A 19433-nucleotide genomic window follows, 5' to 3' on the forward strand; every position below is an offset into this window, starting at 1 on the left:
GCCATGACGGAAGACCCGCTGCCCGACGCGGCCCGCACGGACCGGATCGTGAGGATGGGGGAGTCCCCGCGCAACCTCCGCGAGGCCCTGCGCAAGTCGGTCTGGATCGTCATCTGGCTGGTGTTCCTCAGCTCGCCGGTCCACGACCTCGTCTCGGGCGACCACACGCCCGGGGCCACCGCGGCCGGCTGGGTGGGCCTCGCGGCCTTCGTCGCCGTCTATCTGACGCTGGTCTTCCGGCACATGGGCAAGGCCTTCACGGGCACCCTGGCCGTCACGCTCATGGTGTTCGCCCTGGGCGTGCTGGCCGTCGCCCTGTGTCTGACCCTCGGCGCGCCCTGGCTCGGCCTGTTCGTGTACGTCTCGGTCGCCTGCGGGACGACGTTCCCGCTGCGCGTCTCCTACTGGACGATCCCGCTGACCGCCGTCGTGATGCTGCTCGTCGGCCTGCACGGCGGCGAGGAGGACGCGCGCAACCTGGTCCTGCTCGTCGTCCTGATCGGCTTCGCGATGACCGGCGTACGGCAGTTGGTCCGTACGACGGTGGAGCTGCGCAAGGCGCGGGCCACCGTCGCCCAGCTCGCCGCCAACGAGGAGCGGCTGCGGCTCGCCCGCGACCTGCACGACCTGCTCGGCCACTCGCTGTCGCTGATCACGCTGAAGAGCGAGCTGGCCGGGCGGATGCTCCCCGACCATCCCGACAAGGCGGCCCAGCAGGTCGCCGACATCGAACAGGTCAGCCGCCAGGCCCTGGTCGACGTGCGCGAGGCCGTCACCGGCTACCGCAGGCCCCGGCTGGCCGGGGAACTCGCGGGTGCCCAGGTCGCGTTGACCGCGGCCGACGTGATCGCCGACCTGCCCGCCGAACCCGACCTCGACGGCGTCCCCGAGGAGACCGAGTCCGCGCTGGCCTGGGCGCTGCGCGAGGCGGTCACCAACGTCGTACGGCACAGCGGCGCCCGGCGCTGCACCGTGCACCTCGTCCGCCGCCAGACCCTGGACGGTCCCGTGCTCGAACTCTCGGTGGAGGACGACGGGTCGGGCGGCACCTCGTCCGCCGCACCCGGCAACGGCCTGACCGGGCTGACCGAACGCCTGGAGAAGGCGGGCGGATCGATGGAGGCGGGGCGCGTCCGGCACGGATTCCGGCTGGTGGCACGGGCACCCCTGGAGGGCGGCCGGGTCCCTGCGGGCGCGGGGGACGACCCCGTAGGATCCGGTGCATGAGCCGCACGATCAAGGTCCTGCTCGCCGAGGACCAGTCGATGGTCCGCGAGGCGCTGGCCGCCCTGCTGGGACTGGAGCCGGACATCGAGGTGGTCGCCCAGGTCGCGCGCGGCGACGAGGTGCTGGCGGCGGCCCGCGCCCACGACGTGGACGTGGCGCTCCTCGACATCGAGATGCCGGGCATGACGGGCATAGAGGCGGCGGCCGAGGTCCACAAGGAGCTCCCGGGCGTCAAGCTGCTCATCCTCACGACCTTCGGCCGCCCCGGCTATCTGCGCAGCGCCATGGAGTCCGGCGCCGACGCCTTCCTCGTCAAGGACGCCCCCGCCGCCCAACTCGCCGCGGCCGTACGCAAGGTGCTGGACGGCGAGCGGGTCATCGACCCCACCCTGGCGGCGGCCGCGCTCGCCGAGGGCGCCAACCCCCTGACCGACCGCGAACGCGAGGTCCTCCGCGTCGCCGCCGACGGCTCCACCAACGCCGAACTGGCCAAGGCCCTCCACCTCTCCCAGGGCACCGTCCGCAACTACCTCTCGACCGCGATCCAGAAGCTCGCGGTACGCAACCGCGCGGAGGCGGTACGGATCGCGCGGGAGAAGGGCTGGCTGTGAGCGGCGCGGCGGGTGTGCCTCAGTTGAGCATCGCCCGTGCCGCGTGGGCCTGTTGGCGGACCCGGGACGCGGCCGGTTCGTCGACCGCGGCCACCACGTCCGCGTAGGCGTCGAGTTCGGCGGCGCCCGTCAGGAAGTCTCCCCGCTGGACGAGGAGTTGAGCCCGCTCGTAGCGCAGCCGCGCCGGGTGCGAGGGCAGCAGCAGGGAGAGTTCCACCGACCACAGGGCCACGTCGGAGCGCTCCGGCCGCGCGGCGGCCCAGGCCCGGATGTTGTTCAGGACGCGCAGGACGACGTCGAGCCGGTCGGCGGGGGCGAGCATCGACGGGTCGAGCGGGGCGCCGGTCGCGCCCGCGACGAGGAGCTGCGCGTCGGAGCCGGTCAGGACGCGCCCGCCGTCGAACGGGTCCGCGAGCACCTGCTCCTCGGGCGGTCCGAAGCCCACCACGAAGTGGCCGGGCAGCGCGACCCCGTACACCGGCGCCCCGGCCCGCCGCGCGACCTCCATCCACACCACCGAGAGCAGGATGGGCAGCCCGCGCCGCCGGCGCAGCACCGCGTGCAGCAGGGAGGACTCCAGCCGCTGGTAGTCGCCCGGCGTGCCCCGGTACCCCAGGCGCCCGCCGAGGAGTTCGGCCAGGGCGGTCGCCCAGGCCCGGGGGCCGCCCGGACGGAAGGGCAGCCGGCCTGCCAGCTCGTCCAGGAGGATCTGCGCGGCGTCCGTCCCGGCGTCGTCCAGGGTCCCGTCCGCCGCGGCGCCGACCAGGAGGCACAGCTCCGCCAGGTCGGGCCGCTCGGCCCGCGCCTCGTCGGCGAACCGGCGCCGTACCTCGTCGGCCCGGCCGGGCCCGGGGGGCTGAGGGGAACGCATAGCCCACTCGTGCCCGGTCACGTCGATCGATACGGCGCGCCACCCGCACCGGTCTCGCCCGGCGCGCCGCCCGTCCCCGGCGAGGCGTCCGCACCGGCGCTCCCCGGGCCGGCCTGTGCGACCGGGCCGGACGGCCACCGGTAGTGGTGGTAGGCGTGGTGCGGGGCGAAGCCCATGCGGGCGTACAGCTCCCGCGCCCCGGCGTTGTCCGCCTCCACCTGGAGCCAGGCCGCCGAGGCGCCCTCCTCCAGGGCCCGGCCGGCCAGGGCGGCCATGACGGCGGTGGCGAGGCCGCGGCGGCGCAGGCCGGGATCGACCTCCACGGCGGCGAAACCGGCCCAGCGGCCGTCGACGACACACCGCCCGATCGCCGCCGGAGCCGCGCCCCCGGCACCGGGAACCGTCGCGAACCACACCGAGGGGCCGCCGCCCAGCACCTTCAGGGCCACCTCGCCGACGCCCTTGCGCTGATAGCGGCCGAGCCACGCCTCGTCGGCCGTGCGGGAGAGCGTCACCCCGGGTGCCTCCCGGTCCGCGACCGGCGCGAGCGCGCCGGTCCACAGCTCGGCGGTCACCTCGCGCGTCCAGCCACGTGCCTCCAGCTCGGCGCAGAGCAGTTCCTGCGTGCCCTCGGCGCCCGTGGCCGTCTGGACGAAGGCGGGCAGGTCACGGGCCGCGTACCAGTCCCGTACGTACGTGAGCGCACGGTCGAGCGGCACGCCCGGGTCGCCCAGCGGCAGCACGGAATTGGCGCGCCGGGTGAAACCGCCGGCCGCCCGCAGCTCCCAGTCGCCGAGCGGCTCGCTCTCCACCGGCGGCCAGGCCCGCGCGGCGACACGCGCCAGTTCCTGGTAGGACGCGGCGGGGCCGCGGCGACGGGCCGGGGCGGACGGCACGACCTTGGCCGCGACCAGGGAGGACTCCGCGATCCGGACCTGTTCGCCGGTCCGCCGTGTGATCAGCAGCACACCGTCGTCCCATGATGTGAGAACACCGACCGTATCGGTGAACTTCTCCACCGTGTCTCCATCGTCGGTCAGGCGCCGTACCGAGATACGTTTTCCCACGTCAGCAGCGGTGACGCGGACCTCCAGGCGGCCGGCTGCAGAGAATTCCACAGGTCAGTTCACCCCTCCTGTTCGGATCATGCCCAGGAACGGAGATACTAGGGGCGGGCATCGACTACGCCGCGCTCCCGCGCGCCAGGCGGCGGAGCCTACGACAGGCCCGCCAGCGCCCTATCGAGGAGGAACGACAGCGTGACCTACGTCATCGCGCAGCCTTGTGTCGACGTCAAGGACAAGGCGTGCATCGAGGAGTGCCCGGTCGACTGCATCTACGAGGGCTCCCGGTCCTTGTACATCCACCCGGACGAATGCGTCGACTGCGGAGCCTGTGAGCCGGTGTGCCCGGTCGAGGCGATCTTCTACGAGGACGACACTCCGGAGGAGTGGAAGGACTACTACAAGGCGAACGTCGAGTTCTTCGACGAGCTCGGCTCGCCCGGCGGCGCCAGCAAGCTCGGCCTGATCGAGCGCGACCACCCCTTCGTCGCCGCGCTGCCGCCGCAGAACCAGTAAGCGGCCCGCATGCGCGCCGCCTCGGTCCCGTACGGCCTGATCACTCCGGTCGCCGTACGGGACCGAGGCGTTTGCGGTGCCCGCCACGTGAAGCGTCCGTGCCGCGGCCCGTACCCGCGTGTACGGGGCGTCCGTACGAGAAAGTGAGCCTGATCCCGTGTCCGCAGTCTCCGACCGGCTTCCCGTCTTCCCCTGGGACAAGCTGGAGCCCTTCAAGGCGACCGCCGCAGCTCACCCGGGCGGCATCGTCGACCTGTCCGTCGGCACGCCGGTCGACCCGGTGCCCGAGCTGATCCAGAAAGCTCTGGTCGCGGCCGCGGACTCGCCCGGTTATCCCACGGTGTGGGGCACGCCCGAGCTGCGGGACGCGCTCACGGGCTGGGTGGAGCGACGGCTCGGCGCGCGGGACGTCACCCACCGCCATGTCCTGCCGATCGTCGGCTCCAAGGAACTGGTCGCCTGGCTGCCGACCCAGCTCGGCCTCGGCCCCGGAGACAAGGTCGCCTACCCCCGCCTGGCCTATCCGACGTACGAGGTCGGCGCGCGGCTCGCGCGGGCGGAGCACGTGGTCTACGACGACCCGACCGAGCTGGACCCGACGGGCCTGAAGCTGCTGTGGCTGAACTCCCCGTCGAACCCGACCGGCAGGGTGCTGTCCGCCGCGGAGCTCACCCGGATCGTCGCCTGGGCCCGCGAGCACGGTGTCCTCGTCTTCTCCGACGAGTGCTACATCGAGCTGGGCTGGGAGGCCGACCCGGTCTCGGTGCTGCACCCCGACGTGTGCGGCGGCTCCTACGAGGGGATCGTCTCGGTCCACTCGCTGTCCAAGCGCTCGAACCTGGCCGGCTACCGCGCCGCGTTCCTCGCGGGCGACCCGGCCGTGCTGGGCGAGCTCCTCGCGATCCGCAAGCACGGCGGCATGATGACCTCCGCGCCGACCCAGGCCGCCGTGGTCGCCGCGCTGTCGGACGACACGCACGTCCGGGAGCAGCGCGAGCGCTACGCGGCCCGCCGCACCGTCCTGCGTGACGCCCTCCTGGGCCACGGCTTCCGGATCGAGCACAGCGAGGCGAGCCTGTACCTGTGGGCGACCCGGGACGAGTCCTGCTGGTCCACGGTGGCCCACCTGGCCGAGCTGGGCATCCTGGTGGCCCCCGGCGACTTCTACGGCGAGGCGGGCGAGCGGTTCGTCCGCGTGGCGCTCACGGCCTCGGACGAGCGGGTGGCGGCGGCCGTGGAGCGGCTGCGGTAGTCCGGCCGTCCTGCCGCGCACCGTCGCGGACAGCGGAACGGGGGTCCGGGGAAGCGTGTTCCCCGGACCCCCGTGGCCGTACGGCCCGTCCGGACCGCTGACCGCGGCCCGGCGGCGGGATCTAGCCGAGCGGCAGGCCCTTCAGCGGGAGCTGTCCCGTCGGCAGGCCGCCCTTGGTCACGGCGTCCGTCGGCAGGCCGCCCTTCGTGACGGCGTCCGTCGGCAGGCCGCCGCCGGACGCGGCCTTCGTGGTGTCACCGAGCAGGCCGCCGGCCTGCCCCGCGACGTCACCGGCCACCTTCTGCGCGGCGGGCGTCGCCTTCTTGGCGGCCTTGCCGCCGGCCTTGCCCGCGGCCGGGAGGGACTTCTTGACCGCCGCACCGCCGGACGTGTCGGCGATCCCGGTGACGTGGTGCGTGGCTCCGTCGAGGGTGTGGCTGACGTTCGCCCCGTCCAGGGCGGTCAGCCCGCCGAGGCCGGGGGCGGCCGGCAGGTCGACGGCCGCGCTCGCGGAGCCGGCCGCGCCGACCACGGGTGCCGCTCCGGCCGCGACGAGCAGCGCGACACGGGCGATCCGGTGGGTCAGGGAGAGGGACATGGTGCTCCTTAGACGGAAGGGAACGGGAAGCGTCCGGCCGGAGCCGATCGGCCGAGTCGATCGGCCGGGTCGATCGGCCGGGTCGATCGGGAGGTGATCGTTCCGGGCTCGGACGCAGTGACTACCGCTCGAAGTCCGCGAAGGTTGCGGTGGCCCGCCGCAAAGAGTTGGTAATGCGTCGCATTATCGGTTGTGGATAAAAACGGGCAAACGATGCCCGGCCCAAGGGCTCGTGGAGTCGCCACGGCCCTTTGCTCCCAAGGGTTTCCACGCGCCGGGGAGTGAGTGCCCGAAAGCGCGCGCACATCGCCGGCCCCCGGAGTCCGCGTCCTCCCCAGGGGTGAGGGACCGCACTACTGCCCGGTGACGATCCGGACCTCGGCGGCGGCGTCCTCCGCCTCCGCGCCGCTCTTGTCGTCGGCCGTGCGCCACGAGCCCTCCGCGGTCCCCGCGGTCCACTCGCGCCCCGCGTACGACACCCGGTCGATGTGCAGGGCCGAGGAGTTGGCGACGGCCCAGTGCGCCACCTCCCAGCCGCGGCGGAGCGCCGTGGTCCCGGATCCGGACCCCTCGCGCACGGGGACGGTCACCGTGCGGTCGGCGGTCTTTGTGGCGACGGGGGCCGGAGAGGCCGAGGCGGCGGCGGAAGCCGTGGAGACCGGGGAGTCCGAGGCGACCGCGGACCGTGACGCGGCCGGTGCCGGTGCGGCGGAGGAACCCGCGGCGTCCACCGTGGCACCCGCCTCCTGGAACACGTCCCGCCCGAAGTCCCGTGCCAGCGCGGCGCGCACCGGCTCCGGGCCGCCCGCCGGAGTGGTCGCGGCCGGGCGCCCCTGACAGGTCAGCGTGGCCGCCGCGCGGCCGGTCAGGGCGGCGGCGAGCAGCGTGGCGTCCGGCTCGTGCTTGGCGTACGCCTGCGGGAAGCCGCTGTGCTGCACCCGCTGCGCGGCCACCGTGAGCGGCAGCCGGGAGTACCCGGGCACCTTGGCCAGATGCTCGTAGAAGATGCCCGCCGCGTACGTCGGGTCCATGATCTGTTTCTCCGTGCCCCAGCCCTGCGACGGGCGCTGCTGGAACAGACCGAGGGAGTCCCGGTCGCCGTGCCGGATGTTGCGCAGCCCCGACTCCTGGAGCGCCGTCGCGAGGGCGATGGCCACCGCGCGCTCGGGCATGCCGCGCGAGGTGCCGATCGCCGAGATCGTCGCCGCGTTCACCGCCTGTTCGGGAGTGAACTCGTACGACGCGCCGTCGCCGTTCGCGGAGACGACCTTGCACCGCGGCGCGCCCACGCCGCCGGTGAGGTACTGCACGCCGAGGTAACCGGCGACCGCGAGGAGGACCACGAGGGCCCCGCCGTAACGCAGGAGGCGACGGCGGCGTCGCCGGACAGGAGTGGGGGACGGCTCAGACACGCGTACAAGGTACTGGAGAGCGCTGTGGGCGGACCCTGGGGCTGTGGACAACGTCGGCGGCGCCGGGGGATACGACCGCATCCGGCTGCTTTCGGTACCCCAGGACCGGGCGCGCTAGGGTCGAGGCCATGGCCGACACCCCTCTTGACCTCACCCTGGACGCGGCGGAGCTCACCGCCCGGCTCGTCGACTTCCGCTCGGAGAGCGGCGCCGAGAAGCCGCTCGCGGACGCCGTCGAGACGGCCCTGCGCGCGCTGCCGCACCTGACGGTCGACCGCCACGGCAACAACGTCGTGGCCCGCACGAACCTGGGCCGCGCCGAGCGGGTCGTCCTGGCCGGTCACATCGACACCGTGCCGATCGCCGGCAACGTGCCCTCCCGCCTCGACGAGGACGGCGTGCTGTGGGGCTGCGGCACCTGCGACATGAAGTCGGGCGTCGCCGTCCAGCTCCGTATCGCGGCCACCGTCCCCGAGCCGAACCGGGACCTCACCTTCGTCTTCTACGACAACGAGGAGGTCGCGGCCGATCTGAACGGGCTGAAGCACGTGGCCGAGGCGCACCCCGAGTGGCTGCGGGGCGACTTCGCGGTCCTCCTGGAGCCCTCGGACGGACAGGTCGAGGGCGGCTGCCAGGGCACGCTGCGGGTCCTGCTGAAGACCAAGGGCGAACGGGCCCACTCGGCCCGGAGCTGGATGGGTTCGAACGCGATCCACGCGGCCTCCCCGATCCTGGCCGCGCTGGCCGCGTACGAGCCGCGCTACCCGGTGATCGACGGTCTGGAGTACCGCGAGGGCCTGAACGCGGTGAACATCTCCGGCGGGGTCGCCGGCAACGTCATCCCCGACGAGTGCGTCGTCACCGTCAACTTCCGCTACGCGCCCGACCGCACCGAGGAGGAGGCGATCGAGCACGTCCGCGAGGTCTTCGCCGACTGCGGCGTGGCGGAGTTCGTCGTCGACGACCACAGCGGTGCCGCCCTGCCCGGCCTGTCCCACCCGGCCGCCGCCGCGTTCATCGAGGCGGTGGGGGGCACCCCGCAGCCCAAGTACGGCTGGACGGACGTCTCCCGTTTCAGCGGTCTCGGCATCCCGGCGGTCAACTACGGCCCCGGCAATCCGCACCTGGCCCACAAGCGGGACGAGCGCGTGGACACGGCCAAGATCCTGGCGGGCGAACAGCGGCTGCGCGACTGGCTCACCGCCTGAGGAGCGCCCCGTACCCGTCGGCTGTTCACGGCGGACATGCCCACGTCCCCCCGCCGTAACCAGCGGAGATCTACGCTGGGGCGGAACGACCTTCCCCCGCACCGGTTTCGGCCGGGGCGGGGGAGATCCGTACGCGGAGGGAGTGGACATGGCTACTGGAGACCCGAGGGGCAAGAAGCGGCCACCTGAGGAGCAGCGGCTGGGCCCGGTGCTGCGCAGGCGGGACCAGGTGCAGGCGAGCACCACGGATCAGCGGCTGCTGGACGCGGGCGGTCCTTCGGACTGGGTGCACACCGATCCCTGGCGTGTTCTGCGCATCCAGTCGGAGTTCATCGAAGGCTTCGGCACCCTCGCCGAACTCCCGGCCGCGATCAGCGTGTTCGGCTCGGCGCGGACCCCGGTCGACTCGGCCGAGTACGAGGCGGGGGTCGCGCTCGGCCGCGGCCTGGTGGACGCCGGGTTCGCGGTGATCACCGGTGGCGGTCCGGGTGCCATGGAGGCGGCGAACAAGGGTGCCCTGGAGGCGAAGGGCATCTCCGTCGGGCTGGGCATCGAGCTGCCCTTCGAGCAGGGGCTGAACCCGTACGTCGACATCGGCCTGAACTTCCGCTACTTCTTCGTGCGCAAGATGATGTTCGTCAAGTACGCGCAGGGGTTCGTGGTCCTGCCCGGCGGCCTCGGCACCCTGGACGAGCTCTTCGAGGCGCTCACCCTGGTCCAGACCCAGAAGGTCACCCGCTTCCCCATCGTGCTGTTCGGCACGGAGTACTGGGGCGGCCTGGTGGACTGGCTCAGGAACACCCTCGTCGCCCAGGGCAAGGCGGCGGAGAAGGACCTGATGCTGTTCCACGTGACCGACGACGTGGACGAAGCGGTGGCCCTCATGTCGAAGGAAGCCGGCCGCTAGGTCGTGTCCGCAAAGTCTCGCCTGCCCGGCGACGCGGACACGCCCTAGCCGTTCACGGGGTGGGGGTACGGCAGCCGTACCCCCACCCCGTCCGCTACGCCAGCCCGCGCCGGGCCACCGCCGGCGGCCGGTGTCCGGCGATCGACGCCACCATGTCCAGCACCTGACGGGTCTCCGCGACCTCGTGGACGCGGTACACCTGCGCCCCCAGCCACGCCGAGACCGCGGTCGTCGCCAGGGTCCCGACGACCCGCTCCTTGACCGGCTTGTCGAGCGTCTCGCCGACGAAGTCCTTGTTGGAGAGGGAGACCAGAACCGGCCACCCGGTGGAGACCATCTCCCCGAGCCGCCGCGTCGCCTCCAGGCTGTGCCGGGTGTTCTTCCCGAAGTCGTGTCCGGGATCGATGAGCACCGACTCGCGCGGCACGCCGAGGGCGACCGCCCGCTCCGCCAGGCCGAGCGTGACCCGCAGGATGTCGGCCATCACGTCCCCGTAGGCGATCCGGTGCGGACGCGTGCGCGGCTCGGACTCCCCGGCGTGCGTGCACACGAGCCCGACCCCGTACCGGGCGGCCACCTCGGCCAGCCGGGGATCGACCCCGCCCCAGGCGTCGTTGAGCAGGTCGGCGCCGGCCTCGCAGACCGCCTCGCCGACCTCGTGCCGCCAGGTGTCGACGCTGATGACCACGTCCGGGAAGCGGCGGCGCACCTCGGCGACGAAGCCGACCGTCCGCCGCGCCTCCTCCTCGGCGGTGACCTCCTCGCCCGGACCGGCCTTGACCCCGCCGATGTCGATGATCGCGGCCCCCTCGGACACCGCCTGCTCCACGCGCGCGAGAGCCGGCTCGTCGCGGAAGGTGGCCCCCTGGTCGTAGAAGGAGTCCGGGGTCCGGTTCACGATCGCCATGATCACCGGCTCGTGCGCGTCGAATTCGCGCCTGCCCAGCCTGAGCATCCCCTGTGACCTCTCCCAGTCAGTCGCACCGATAAGCCGCCTGCGACCTTAACTGTCACACTCGCATGGCACGATCGGAGCCTGACACTTCCAGCGTCAGACTGCTTTCGCCAGCACCAGTACTTTCGCGCCGACGCGACCCGCGCCGGCCTCAGAGCGTGGGGACCTCAGCGATGTTCATGTTCTTGTTCCTGGTCGTCGCCCTCGCCGTCGTGGTCGCCGCGGTGACCCTGTCCGTGGTGGGCGGCGGTGAGAACGCGCCCCTTCCCGACGCCGAGCCCGAGCGGCTGCACGATCCGCTGCCGTACGACCGCCCGGTGCACAAGGGCGACGTGGACGCCCTGCGTTTCGCCGTCACCGTGCGCGGCTACCGCATGGCGGACGTGGACGACGCCCTGGGCCGTCTCGGGGCCGAGATCGGCGAGCGGGACGCCCGGATCGCCGATCTGGAGGCGGCGCTCGCCGGGGCCCGCGCGGCGGGCGGCACCACCTCGCTGCGCAAGCACCCCGAGGACGAGCGGTGAGCGGCGCGCTGGCCGGCCCCGACGGACTGCTGCGCTGCCCCTGGGCGCTGTCCACCGAGGACTACGTGGCGTATCACGACGAGGAGTGGGGCAGGCCCGTCCGCGGCGACGACGCCCTGTACGAGCGGCTGTGCCTGGAGGCCTTCCAGTCGGGGCTGTCGTGGATCACGATCCTGCGCCGCCGCTCCGGCTTCCGCGCGGCCTTCGCGGACTTCGAGATCGCCAAGGTCGCGATGTTCACGGAGGCCGACGAGGAGCGCCTGCTCGCCGACCCGGGGATCATCCGCAACGGCGCCAAGATCCGGGCGACCGTCGCCAACGCGCGCGTGCTGGCCGCGTGGGCCCCGGGCGAGCTGGACGAGCTCGTCTGGTCCTTCGCCCCCGACCACACCTCGCGTCCGGCCCCCGAGAACCTCTCCGACGTGCCGGCGGTCACCGACGAGTCGACCGCGCTGTCCAAGGCGCTCAAGAAGCGCGGCATCCGCTTCGTGGGCCCGACGACGGCGTACGCGCTGATGCAGGCGTGCGGCCTGGTGAACGACCACCTGGCCGACTGCGCGGTGCGCGACGCCCGCTGACCACGTGACGCCCGCACGGGCGCGGAGGCGGCCGCCGCGGGCCGCACGCGCGGTCCGCGGCGAACCCCCGGAGGTTCAGCGCCCCAGGTACTTGGGCTTCTCCTTGTTCACGAACGCCTGGACCGCGATGGCGTGGTCCTCGGAGGCACCGGCCCGCCCCTGGAGCTCGTCCTCCTTCTCCAGGGTCTCCTCCAGCGAGTGGGTCAGCCCGAACGCGAGGGACTCCTTGAGGGCGGCATAGGCCAGCGTCGGCCCGGAGGCCAGGGCCCGCGCCACCTTCTCCGCCTCGGCCCGCACCTCGGCGGCCGGAACCAGCCGGTTCGCGATGCCCAGCTCGTACGCCTCCTGGGCGCTGATGCTGCGCGGGAAGAGGAGCAGATCGGCGGCACGGCTCGGGCCGATCACCCGCGGCAGCGTCCAGGAGATGCCCGAGTCGGCGGTCAGCGCGACACCGGCGAAGGACGTGTTGAAGGCGGCCGTGTCGGCGACGACGCGGTAGTCCGCGGCCAGCGCGAACCCGAACCCGGCCCCGGCGGCGACTCCGTTGACCCCGGCCACCACGGGCTTCGCGGCGCCGACCAGCGCCCGCACGATGGGGTTGTAGTGCTCGCGGACGGTACTCATCGTCCCGCCCGACCCCGACTCCCGGTCGGCGGCCAGCAGCCCGATGTGCTCCTTGAGGTCCTGGCCGACGCAGAACGCCCGGTCACCGGCCGCGGTCAGCAGGATGGCCCGTACGGCGTCGTCCCCCGCGGCCGCCTGCGCCGCGTCCCGGAAGGCGACCTTGGTCTCGACGTTCATCGCGTTCATCGCCTCGGGGCGGTTCAGTGTGATCGTCGCGAGTCCGTCGCTCACCTCGTAGAGCACGGTGTCGGCCATGGTGGGTCCCTTCCGGGGGTCGCGGCTCGTCGTACCGGCCGGTACGTCCTGTGTCCGATGACAGCATGGCGGAGATCACCGGCCGTGGCGCGGGGCATGCATGTGACCTGCATCAAAGAATTCCGTGCCACGAAGGCCGATGCGGCGGCGCAGTATCGCAGCCACATCGCCGAATTGGGTGGTTTTGCTCAAGCGCGTTGCGCAAGCGATGCCGACTGATGTTGGTCATCGGGTCCTGAGATGCGAGATAATGGCCTGGAAGCAATGTGTTCGATGCCGGTGACGTGTGTCCTATGAGAGGACGTGCGTGCCCTCCGAGGGGGCCGTCGGCGACGATGAGCTGGTTTCAGGAAGGGGAACGAGCATGGCGGCCATGAAGCCGCGGACGGGCGATGGCCCGCTCGAGGTGACCAAGGAGGGGCGGGGCATCGTCATGCGCGTTCCGCTCGAAGGCGGCGGTCGGCTCGTCGTCGAGCTGACCCCTGACGAGGCCGACGCGCTCGGCGACGCCCTCAAGAAGGTCGTCGGCTGACGCGGAACGCGACCCTTAGCTCTTTCGGCTTCCCCGGTACCGCACATGGTGCCGGGGAAGCCGCATTTCCACGGTCGTACGAGACCGCCGCACAGCCCCGACCCGCGAGAAAACGCAGGTCAGCGCTCTGCGAGAGCAGGCTGGTCGGCGCTCGGCGGGAACGGGCGGGTCAGCGCTTGACCGCGCACAGCAGGCCGTCGCCCACCGGCAGCAGGGAGGGCACCAGCTCCTGGCTCTCGCGCACCGCGCGCAGCAGTTCGCGCAGCCGGCTCACCTCGACCGGCTGCGGCCCCGAGTCCACGGTGCGGCCGTCCGCGAAGACGCCCTCGAAGGCGACGAGCCCGCCCGGGCGCAGCAGGCGCAACGATTCAGCGAGGTAGTCCAGGCTCTCCAGCCGGTCGCCGTCGCAGAACACCAGGTCGTATCCGGCGTCCGCGAGACGGGGCAGGACGTCCAGCGCGCGGCCCGGGATGAAGCGCGCCCGGTTGCTGGCGAACCCGGCGGCGCGGAAGGCCTGGCGGGCGAACTGCTGGCGCTCCGGCTCCGGATCCACGGTGGTCAGTACCCCGTCCGGCCGCATGCCGTGCAGAAGATGAATCCCGGAGACGCCGGTCCCGGTACCGATCTCGGCGACCGCCTTCGCGTCCAGGGTGGCGGCGAGCATGCGCAGCGCGGCACCCGTGCCGGGTGTCACCGAGCGCAGGCCGACCTCGTGGGCCCGGTCCCGGGCCCAGCGCAGCGCCTCGTCCTCGGCGACAAAGGCGTCGGCGAACGCCGCCCAGCTCGTCTGCCGGTTGCCGGTAATGACCCTCTCCTGTCCCCGTGGTTGCCTGGGCGTGACTGTATCCGTTGGTGTTGGGAACCTGCGGATGGGACCGGGCGTTTAGAGGGGTGGGAGAACCGAGCGGGGGGAAGTCGATGAGTCGGTACACGGAGCGGGGACGCGGGCGGACACCGGCGCACCCATATGAGCCCGTATCAAATTCCCGTAAAACCGCTTATCCGGAGCTAACGGGCGAGGTGGCTATGGTAGGGGCTCCACTGGACACCACCAGAGCCGACAGGGGAGGTGCGGCTGCGCCTGTGGATCGGGGAGGAATGCTGCGGCGCCTGCTCAGATCGACCGGTGAGCCGAAATCCGTGACCGACAACGCCGACCAGCTCCCCGTTGCTGCCCCCGCGCAGACCGCGACGTTCACCACCGACGCGGAGGCGCAGGCGTGGACTCCGCCCACCTGGGAGGAGATCGTCAGCACGCACAGCGGTCGCGTCTACCGTCTCGCCTACCGCCTCACGGGCAACCAGCACGACGCGGAGGACCTCACCCAGGAGGTCTTCGTCCGCGTCTTCCGCTCGCTGTCGACCTACACGCCCGGCACCTTCGAGGGCTGGCTCCACCGCATCACCACGAACCTCTTCCTCGACATGGTCCGGCGCAAGCAGCGCATCCGCTTCGACGCCCTCGGCGACGACGCGGCCGAGCGGCTGCCCAGCCGTGAGCCCTCCCCGCAGCAGGTCTTCAACGACGCGCACTTCGACGCCGACGTCCAGCAGGCGCTGGACACCCTCGCGCCGGAGTTCCGCGCCGCCGTCGTCCTCTGCGACATCGAGGGACTGTCCTACGAGGAGATCGCCGCGACCCTGGGCGTCAAGCTCGGCACGGTCCGTTCCCGGATCCACCGCGGCCGCTCCCAGCTTCGCAAGGCCCTGGCACACCGGTCTCCCGAGGCCCGCGCCGAGCGTCGCTCGTTCGCGGCCCGAGTGCCCGTGCTGGGGGGAGGGGGCGCGACCGCGTGAGTGGAACCCGTCCCACCCCTGCCGAGCAGCACCTCGGAGACCGACTTTCCGCCCTGGTGGACGGAGAGCTCGGTCATGAGTCGCGCGACCGCGTCCTGGCCCACCTCGCCACCTGCGCCAAGTGCAAGGCCGAGGCCGACGCCCAGCGCCGACTGAAGAACGTCTTCGCGGAAGTGGCCCCGCCGCCGCCCTCCGAGAGCTTCCTCGCCCGCCTCCAGGGACTCCCCGGGGGAGGCGACTCCGACAGCCCGCGCCTGAACGGCGGCAGCTTCGGCGGCGGACTGCCCGGCGGCTCCACGGGCTCAGGACTGCCCGGCGGCTTCGGACTGCGCGGCGGGACCTTCGGGTACGTGCCGGGCGGACCGCACGCCGACGTACTGCCTCCCGCTCCGGGGCGCGGCTTCCGCATCCACGACGTCAGCCGTCACGAGGCCGACCGGTCCGCGTCGCGCGGGCTGCGGTTCGCGTTCGTCGCCGCGGGCGCGGTCTCGCTCGCGGCCGTCGCGCTCGGCGGCGTGACCACCGGCATGCCCGGGGACACGGACGCGCGCGGAGGAGCCGGCGCCGGGAGCAACGTCACGCCGTCCCGGTCCCAGGGCGCGGGCGCGACCTCGACTCCCGAGTCGCAGCGCCGCCGGTCCACCGGACCGCTGCTCGCCCAGGGCGAGCGGTCGCTCGGGACCGGTCAGGTGGCGCCGACCTCGGTGTCCGCCCCGCTGCTGCCCGGAGTCCCCGCTCCGGCGGGCCGCGCCCAGGACGCCGTGCACACACTGACGACACCGGTGGTCGCCGGTGCCGCCGCGATGTCCCCGCTCATACGTCCCCTCACCGACGTCCAGCCGCTCACGCCGACCCGGGCGCCGGGGCTGCTCGCCGCGCCCGCCGCGACACCGTCCCCCACTTCGTCCCCGTCCCCCACCCCTCGTAACGCCCACTGACACCGTCCTCTGCGCGTCGGCCCGGGAACCTGGTTGAATCCGGGGTGAGCCGCGTCCGCGGGAGGGATCACGGACGCGGAGGCGACGACTTTGTGGTGGCCGTCGGCGTGTCGTGCCGCGGGCCGGGTGTGGGGAGAGCATGAACGAGGGCAGGCCCACGAAGACGAAGTGGTGGAGTCGACCCCGGCCCGAGGCCGAGGAAACGGACACCGCACCGGCTCACCCCACAGATCCGCACCCCACCGCCCCGCCGCCCGCGACCGACACGAAGCCGCCCACCCCCGCACCGCACCCGCAAGGCGCCCACGGGGCGGACGAGGCGGGCGCCACGCCGAGCGCGCCGGAGCCGCAGCCGTACGGGGGAGACGCCCCCCGGGCGGTCACCGACGACACGTCGAGTGTGCAGGAGTCGCAGCCGCAGGCGGGAGAGGCCCGTGGTGGTGACGCCGGGGGCGACTACGAGCTGGAGCGGCCCGCGCGCGTTCCCGTTCCCGCCCAGGCCGGGCCGCCCACCGTCCCTGTCCCCGTGTCCCGAGCCGGCGCCCAGGACGGGGCCGAGTCCGCCCCACCGGTCCAGCACCCCGCCGAACCCGCGGTCCCTCCGGCCCCGCTCGGCTCCGACGTGCCCGTCGAGCCGGTCGAGGCCGACACCCCCGATCCCTGGCGGAACTACGACCCCTGGGCCGTCCCGCCCGGGTCCCCGGAGCAGTACGGGCATCTCCAGCGGAGCGGACCCTTCCAGCAGACCGGTGCCGCCGTGTCCACCGTGGCGCAGCGGCGCGGGAGGGCGAGGAAGTCCCTGACGCTCGCCGCCGTCGTGCTCGCGCTGGCCTCCGGCGGCGTGGGCGGCGTCGTGGGGGCCTATCTGGAGCGGAACGGGGGGCTGACGGACATCGAGCTGCCGCAGGCCACCAAGGAGGCCCCGGGGCGCGCCCCGGACAGCGTCGCCGGGATCGCGGCCCACGCGCTGCCCAGCGTCGTCACCCTGCACGTGCACGGCAGCGAGGAGGACGGCACCGGTACCGGCTTCGTGCTCGACGGCGAGGGACACATCCTCACCAACAACCACGTGATCGCCCCCGCCGGCGGCAACGGCACGATCACCGTGACGTTCAGCGGCGGCCAGACCGCGAAGGCCCGGGTCGTCGGACACGACAGCGGCTACGACCTCGCCGTGGTCAAGGTTTCCGGAGTCCGCGGCCTGGCCCCGATGCCGCTCGGCAACTCCGACAGCGTCCAGGTCGGCGACCCCGTCGTCGCCATCGGCGCGCCCTTCGACCTCGCCAACACGGTCACCTCCGGGATCATCAGCGCCAAGGACCGGCCCATCACGGCGGGCGGCGAGAAGGGCGACGGCAGCGACGTCTCGTACGTGGACGCGCTCCAGACCGACGCGCCGATCAACCCCGGCAACTCGGGCGGCCCGCTGCTCGACTCCCGGGCCCGTGTCATCGGCATCAACAGCGCCATCCGTTCCGCCGACAGCGGCTCCGACCTGGGGACCGGCCAGGCGGGTTCCATAGGGCTCGGCTTCGCCATCCCCGTGAACCAGGCCAAGCGGGTCGCCGAGGAGCTCATCAACACCGGCAGGGCCACCCACCCTGTGATCGGTGTCACGCTCGACATGAACTACTCGGGCGACGGAGCCCGGGTCGGCACGAAGGCCGCCGGGGGCGGTGCTCCCGTCACGGCCGGCGGCCCCGGCGCCAAGGCGGGCATCAGGGCCGGTGACGTCATCACCGAGGTCGACGGCACGCGGGTCCACTCCGGTGAGGAACTCATCGTGAAGACCCGCGCCCACCGGCCCGGGGACCACCTCCGGCTGACCGTCAGGCGCGGCGGCGCGGACCGGACGATCACCCTGGTCCTCGGTTCGGCGGACGGCGGCTGAGGGGCGCCGGCGTCCGGCCCGCGAGTGACACGAACCTCACAGTCGAGCACGACGTCCCAGCTCCGGACGGCAAACATCGAGGAAAACCCGCGCCGTACCCGAAGGCGGGAGCCCCGGGACAGTTCCGGACGGACGGGATCGACGGGTACGGTTGGAGGCGGCCCGGACCACGGAAGACTCCCGAGGGCCGAGGACCGAGGGCATCGCGAGGAGCTACAGGTGTTCAATGACGTAGGACCGCTTGAGCTGGTGACGCTCGTCGTCCTGGCCGTGCTCGTCTTCGGTCCCGACAAGCTCCCGAAGATGATTCAGGACGTCTCGCGCACGATCCGCAAGATCCGCGAGTTCTCGGAGAGCGCCAAGGCGGACATCCGCGACGAACTCGGTCCGGAGTTCAAGGACTTCGAGTTCGAGGATCTCAACCCCAAGACGTTCATACGCAAGCAGCTCGACAACGACGAGCTGGGGCTCAAGGAGATCCGCAACGGCTTCGACCTGAAGAAGGAGATGGCCGAGGTCACGGACGCGGTGCACAGCCGCGAGTCCGACTCCTCGGCGTCCGCCTCCGGCGGCTCCGTCGACATGACGAAGAAGCGCGAGAAGCTCGACGGCGACGAGCGCCCGCCGTACGACGCCGACGCCACCTGATCCTTGTACGACCCCGTCCGGCCCCCGTAGGACGCCCCCCGACCCCCGTACGGCACCGTCTGATCCGTACGGAGTACCGCGGGGCGGCCCGTCGCGCGGGAGCGCCGGCGGCCGGGCACCCATGACCTTCCTGAGGTGCGAAGCCCTGCCCGGAGGCGGGCGCACGCGGCCCCGGAACGTGTTCCTCCACCGGCCGCGGACGGGCCCCGCGCGGTCCGAATACGCCGTTCGGGCGCCTTACGCGCCGGGCGCTTTCAGCGCTGCTCCGAGCAGGGTGGCTATGCTGCCCAGTTGTTGTGCGGACCGACAAGGTCGCCCGAGGGGGGTGGGCCGCCCGGTCCGACGAGAGCGAGGAGGCGTCCGGCAATGGAGACGACAAGTCGGGTAGGCGCGCAGGCGCCGGCCGCGGAGGGTGGCCAACAGGTCCCCTCCGCCCGGCGTACGGTCGACGGCTACCTGCTGGCGCCCTTCCCCTGGTACGGCCTCGACGAGGCCTTCACGGGGCCGCGCTGGCTGATGCAGGTGGGCACCTCCGCGGACGGAATGGTCGAGCACGGTTCCGTCGGACACGGGGACGAGCCCTCGGTGCGCCCCGAGCCGGGCGAGGACAAGGAGCGGTTCGCGGTGGTCGTCACCGTCGCCGCCAGCCCCGTACGGCGCAGCGCGGACGGTACAGGGCTGCTGGAGGCCACCTCGGTGTCCTCGGCGGCGTGGCTGGCCGGTGTGGGGCTGCTGTCCTTCACCTGGCCCGGCCAGATGGACCACACCCTGCGCGACGACTGGCTCGACCAGCAGACCGAGACCGCGTGGGTGCTGGCCGACGACCTGGACGGCCCGGACTGGTCGACCCTGTCGCTGCCCGTGGACGGCGTTCCCACGCCCTTCCACTACCGCGAGTCCGAGTTCGGCTGGGTCCTCGCGGGTTCCACCCAGGAAGGCGTCCACGTGGGCGCCTACGGGCGGGGGATGAGCGCGTACGGGCTCGGCTTCGCGGTGATCAAGGACATCGGGTCCTACGCCTAGGA

General features: G+C 72.8%; 22 protein-coding genes. 15 read left to right on the forward strand and 7 right to left on the reverse strand.

Translation table 11 applies throughout. The annotated features are described in order from the left end of the window. The first annotated feature begins 3 nt into the window (after window positions 1–3). Both ACZ4TO_RS22155 and ACZ4TO_RS22160 read left to right on the forward strand, forming a co-directional pair. Complete coding sequence (locus ACZ4TO_RS22155; protein WP_468025064.1) at window positions 4–1227, forward strand: sensor histidine kinase; 1224 nt, start codon at window positions 4–6, stop codon at window positions 1225–1227. Further along, window positions 1224–1838, forward strand: a complete 615-nt coding sequence (locus ACZ4TO_RS22160) for a response regulator (RefSeq protein WP_382787747.1) — start codon at window positions 1224–1226, stop codon at window positions 1836–1838. The genes ACZ4TO_RS22155 and ACZ4TO_RS22160 overlap by 4 nt, the downstream gene beginning before the upstream one ends. A gap of 19 nt (window positions 1839–1857) precedes the next feature. Here ACZ4TO_RS22160 and ACZ4TO_RS22165 read toward each other — a convergent pair whose 3' ends face one another. Together ACZ4TO_RS22165 and ACZ4TO_RS22170 are read right to left on the reverse strand one after the other, a co-directional pair. Further along, a complete protein-coding gene (locus ACZ4TO_RS22165) occupies window positions 1858–2709 on the reverse strand; it encodes a transglutaminase family protein (RefSeq protein WP_468025022.1) in 852 nt (283 codons plus the stop codon). A gap of 17 nt (window positions 2710–2726) precedes the next feature. After that, on the reverse strand, window positions 2727–3827 hold the full coding sequence (locus ACZ4TO_RS22170; RefSeq protein WP_468025023.1) for a GNAT family N-acetyltransferase: 1101 nt from the start codon (window positions 3825–3827) through the stop codon (window positions 2727–2729). Between the two features lie 141 nt (window positions 3828–3968). Between ACZ4TO_RS22170 and fdxA the strand changes: the two genes are divergently transcribed. Next, entirely contained in the window at window positions 3969–4289 is a 321-nt protein-coding gene (gene fdxA, locus ACZ4TO_RS22175; RefSeq protein WP_019058397.1) for a ferredoxin, read from the forward strand. A 157-nt stretch (window positions 4290–4446) separates the two neighbouring features. After that, window positions 4447–5541 (forward strand): bifunctional succinyldiaminopimelate transaminase/glutamate-prephenate aminotransferase, encoded by a 1095-nt coding sequence (locus ACZ4TO_RS22180; RefSeq protein WP_468025024.1) that lies wholly within the window; start codon window positions 4447–4449, stop codon window positions 5539–5541. 121 nt (window positions 5542–5662) lie between these two features. Here the strand turns inward: ACZ4TO_RS22180 and ACZ4TO_RS22185 are convergent, their stop codons facing one another. Both ACZ4TO_RS22185 and ACZ4TO_RS22190 read right to left on the reverse strand, forming a co-directional pair. After that, window positions 5663–6139 (reverse strand): ATP-binding protein, encoded by a 477-nt coding sequence (locus ACZ4TO_RS22185; protein WP_382787739.1) that lies wholly within the window; start codon window positions 6137–6139, stop codon window positions 5663–5665. 353 nt (window positions 6140–6492) lie between these two features. Further along, on the reverse strand, window positions 6493–7551 hold the full coding sequence (locus ACZ4TO_RS22190) for a VldE C-terminal domain-containing protein (RefSeq protein ID WP_468025025.1): 1059 nt from the start codon (window positions 7549–7551) through the stop codon (window positions 6493–6495). Window positions 7552–7679: 128 nt separating this feature from the next. Here ACZ4TO_RS22190 and dapE point away from each other — a divergent pair, with 128 nt between their 5' ends. After that, window positions 7680–8759 (forward strand): succinyl-diaminopimelate desuccinylase, encoded by a 1080-nt coding sequence (dapE, locus tag ACZ4TO_RS22195; protein ID WP_382787735.1) that lies wholly within the window; start codon window positions 7680–7682, stop codon window positions 8757–8759. 148 nt (window positions 8760–8907) lie between these two features. After that, the gene (locus ACZ4TO_RS22200; RefSeq protein WP_385043305.1) at window positions 8908–9666 is read left to right on the forward strand and encodes an LOG family protein; all 759 of its coding nucleotides are present in this window, start codon (window positions 8908–8910) and stop codon (window positions 9664–9666) included. 94 nt (window positions 9667–9760) lie between these two features. Here ACZ4TO_RS22200 and folP read toward each other — a convergent pair whose 3' ends face one another. Further along, on the reverse strand, window positions 9761–10621 hold the full coding sequence (gene folP, locus ACZ4TO_RS22205) for a dihydropteroate synthase (RefSeq protein WP_468025026.1): 861 nt from the start codon (window positions 10619–10621) through the stop codon (window positions 9761–9763). Window positions 10622–10794: 173 nt separating this feature from the next. Here folP and ACZ4TO_RS22210 point away from each other — a divergent pair, with 173 nt between their 5' ends. Both ACZ4TO_RS22210 and ACZ4TO_RS22215 read left to right on the forward strand, forming a co-directional pair. After that, on the forward strand, window positions 10795–11145 hold the full coding sequence (locus ACZ4TO_RS22210; protein ID WP_382787729.1) for a DivIVA domain-containing protein: 351 nt from the start codon (window positions 10795–10797) through the stop codon (window positions 11143–11145). Then, on the forward strand, window positions 11142–11723 hold the full coding sequence (locus ACZ4TO_RS22215) for a DNA-3-methyladenine glycosylase I (RefSeq protein WP_385043301.1): 582 nt from the start codon (window positions 11142–11144) through the stop codon (window positions 11721–11723). Before ACZ4TO_RS22210 ends, ACZ4TO_RS22215 begins: the two co-directional genes overlap by 4 nt. Window positions 11724–11798: 75 nt before the next feature. Here ACZ4TO_RS22215 and chcB read toward each other — a convergent pair whose 3' ends face one another. After that, on the reverse strand, window positions 11799–12602 hold the full coding sequence (gene chcB, locus ACZ4TO_RS22220) for a 2-cyclohexenylcarbonyl CoA isomerase (RefSeq protein WP_382787725.1): 804 nt from the start codon (window positions 12600–12602) through the stop codon (window positions 11799–11801). 84 nt (window positions 12603–12686) lie between these two features. Here chcB and ACZ4TO_RS22225 point away from each other — a divergent pair, with 84 nt between their 5' ends. Together ACZ4TO_RS22225 and ACZ4TO_RS22230 are read left to right on the forward strand one after the other, a co-directional pair. Then, on the forward strand, window positions 12687–12821 hold the full coding sequence (locus tag ACZ4TO_RS22225) for a hypothetical protein (RefSeq protein ID WP_382787723.1): 135 nt from the start codon (window positions 12687–12689) through the stop codon (window positions 12819–12821). A gap of 145 nt (window positions 12822–12966) precedes the next feature. Then, window positions 12967–13134, forward strand: coding sequence for a DUF3117 domain-containing protein (locus ACZ4TO_RS22230; RefSeq protein WP_003966491.1), 168 nt, complete (start codon window positions 12967–12969; stop codon window positions 13132–13134). Between the two features lie 169 nt (window positions 13135–13303). On the opposite strand, the gene ACZ4TO_RS22235 is transcribed toward ACZ4TO_RS22230, so the two are convergent. Continuing rightward, entirely contained in the window at window positions 13304–14005 is a 702-nt protein-coding gene (locus ACZ4TO_RS22235) for an O-methyltransferase (RefSeq protein WP_468025065.1), read from the reverse strand. A gap of 227 nt (window positions 14006–14232) precedes the next feature. Here ACZ4TO_RS22235 and sigE point away from each other — a divergent pair, with 227 nt between their 5' ends. From sigE to ACZ4TO_RS22260, 5 genes are all read left to right on the forward strand, one after another. Beyond that, complete coding sequence (gene sigE / locus ACZ4TO_RS22240) at window positions 14233–14931, forward strand: RNA polymerase sigma factor SigE (protein WP_361688844.1); 699 nt, start codon at window positions 14233–14235, stop codon at window positions 14929–14931. Continuing rightward, a complete protein-coding gene (locus tag ACZ4TO_RS22245; RefSeq protein ID WP_382787720.1) occupies window positions 14928–15869 on the forward strand; it encodes an anti-sigma factor family protein in 942 nt (313 codons plus the stop codon). Before sigE ends, ACZ4TO_RS22245 begins: the two co-directional genes overlap by 4 nt. 139 nt (window positions 15870–16008) lie before the next feature. Continuing rightward, window positions 16009–17760: a S1C family serine protease gene (locus ACZ4TO_RS22250; RefSeq protein WP_468025027.1), complete on the forward strand. Its 1752-nt coding sequence runs from the start codon at window positions 16009–16011 to the stop codon at window positions 17758–17760. Window positions 17761–17979: 219 nt separating this feature from the next. Beyond that, on the forward strand, window positions 17980–18408 hold the full coding sequence (locus ACZ4TO_RS22255) for a sec-independent translocase (RefSeq protein WP_382787717.1): 429 nt from the start codon (window positions 17980–17982) through the stop codon (window positions 18406–18408). A 366-nt stretch (window positions 18409–18774) separates the two neighbouring features. Next, window positions 18775–19431: a hypothetical protein gene (locus tag ACZ4TO_RS22260; protein ID WP_382787715.1), complete on the forward strand. Its 657-nt coding sequence runs from the start codon at window positions 18775–18777 to the stop codon at window positions 19429–19431. Window positions 19432–19433 lie beyond the last annotated feature (2 nt).

The sequence above is a fragment of the Streptomyces sp. NPDC028298 genome (assembly GCF_055565895.1).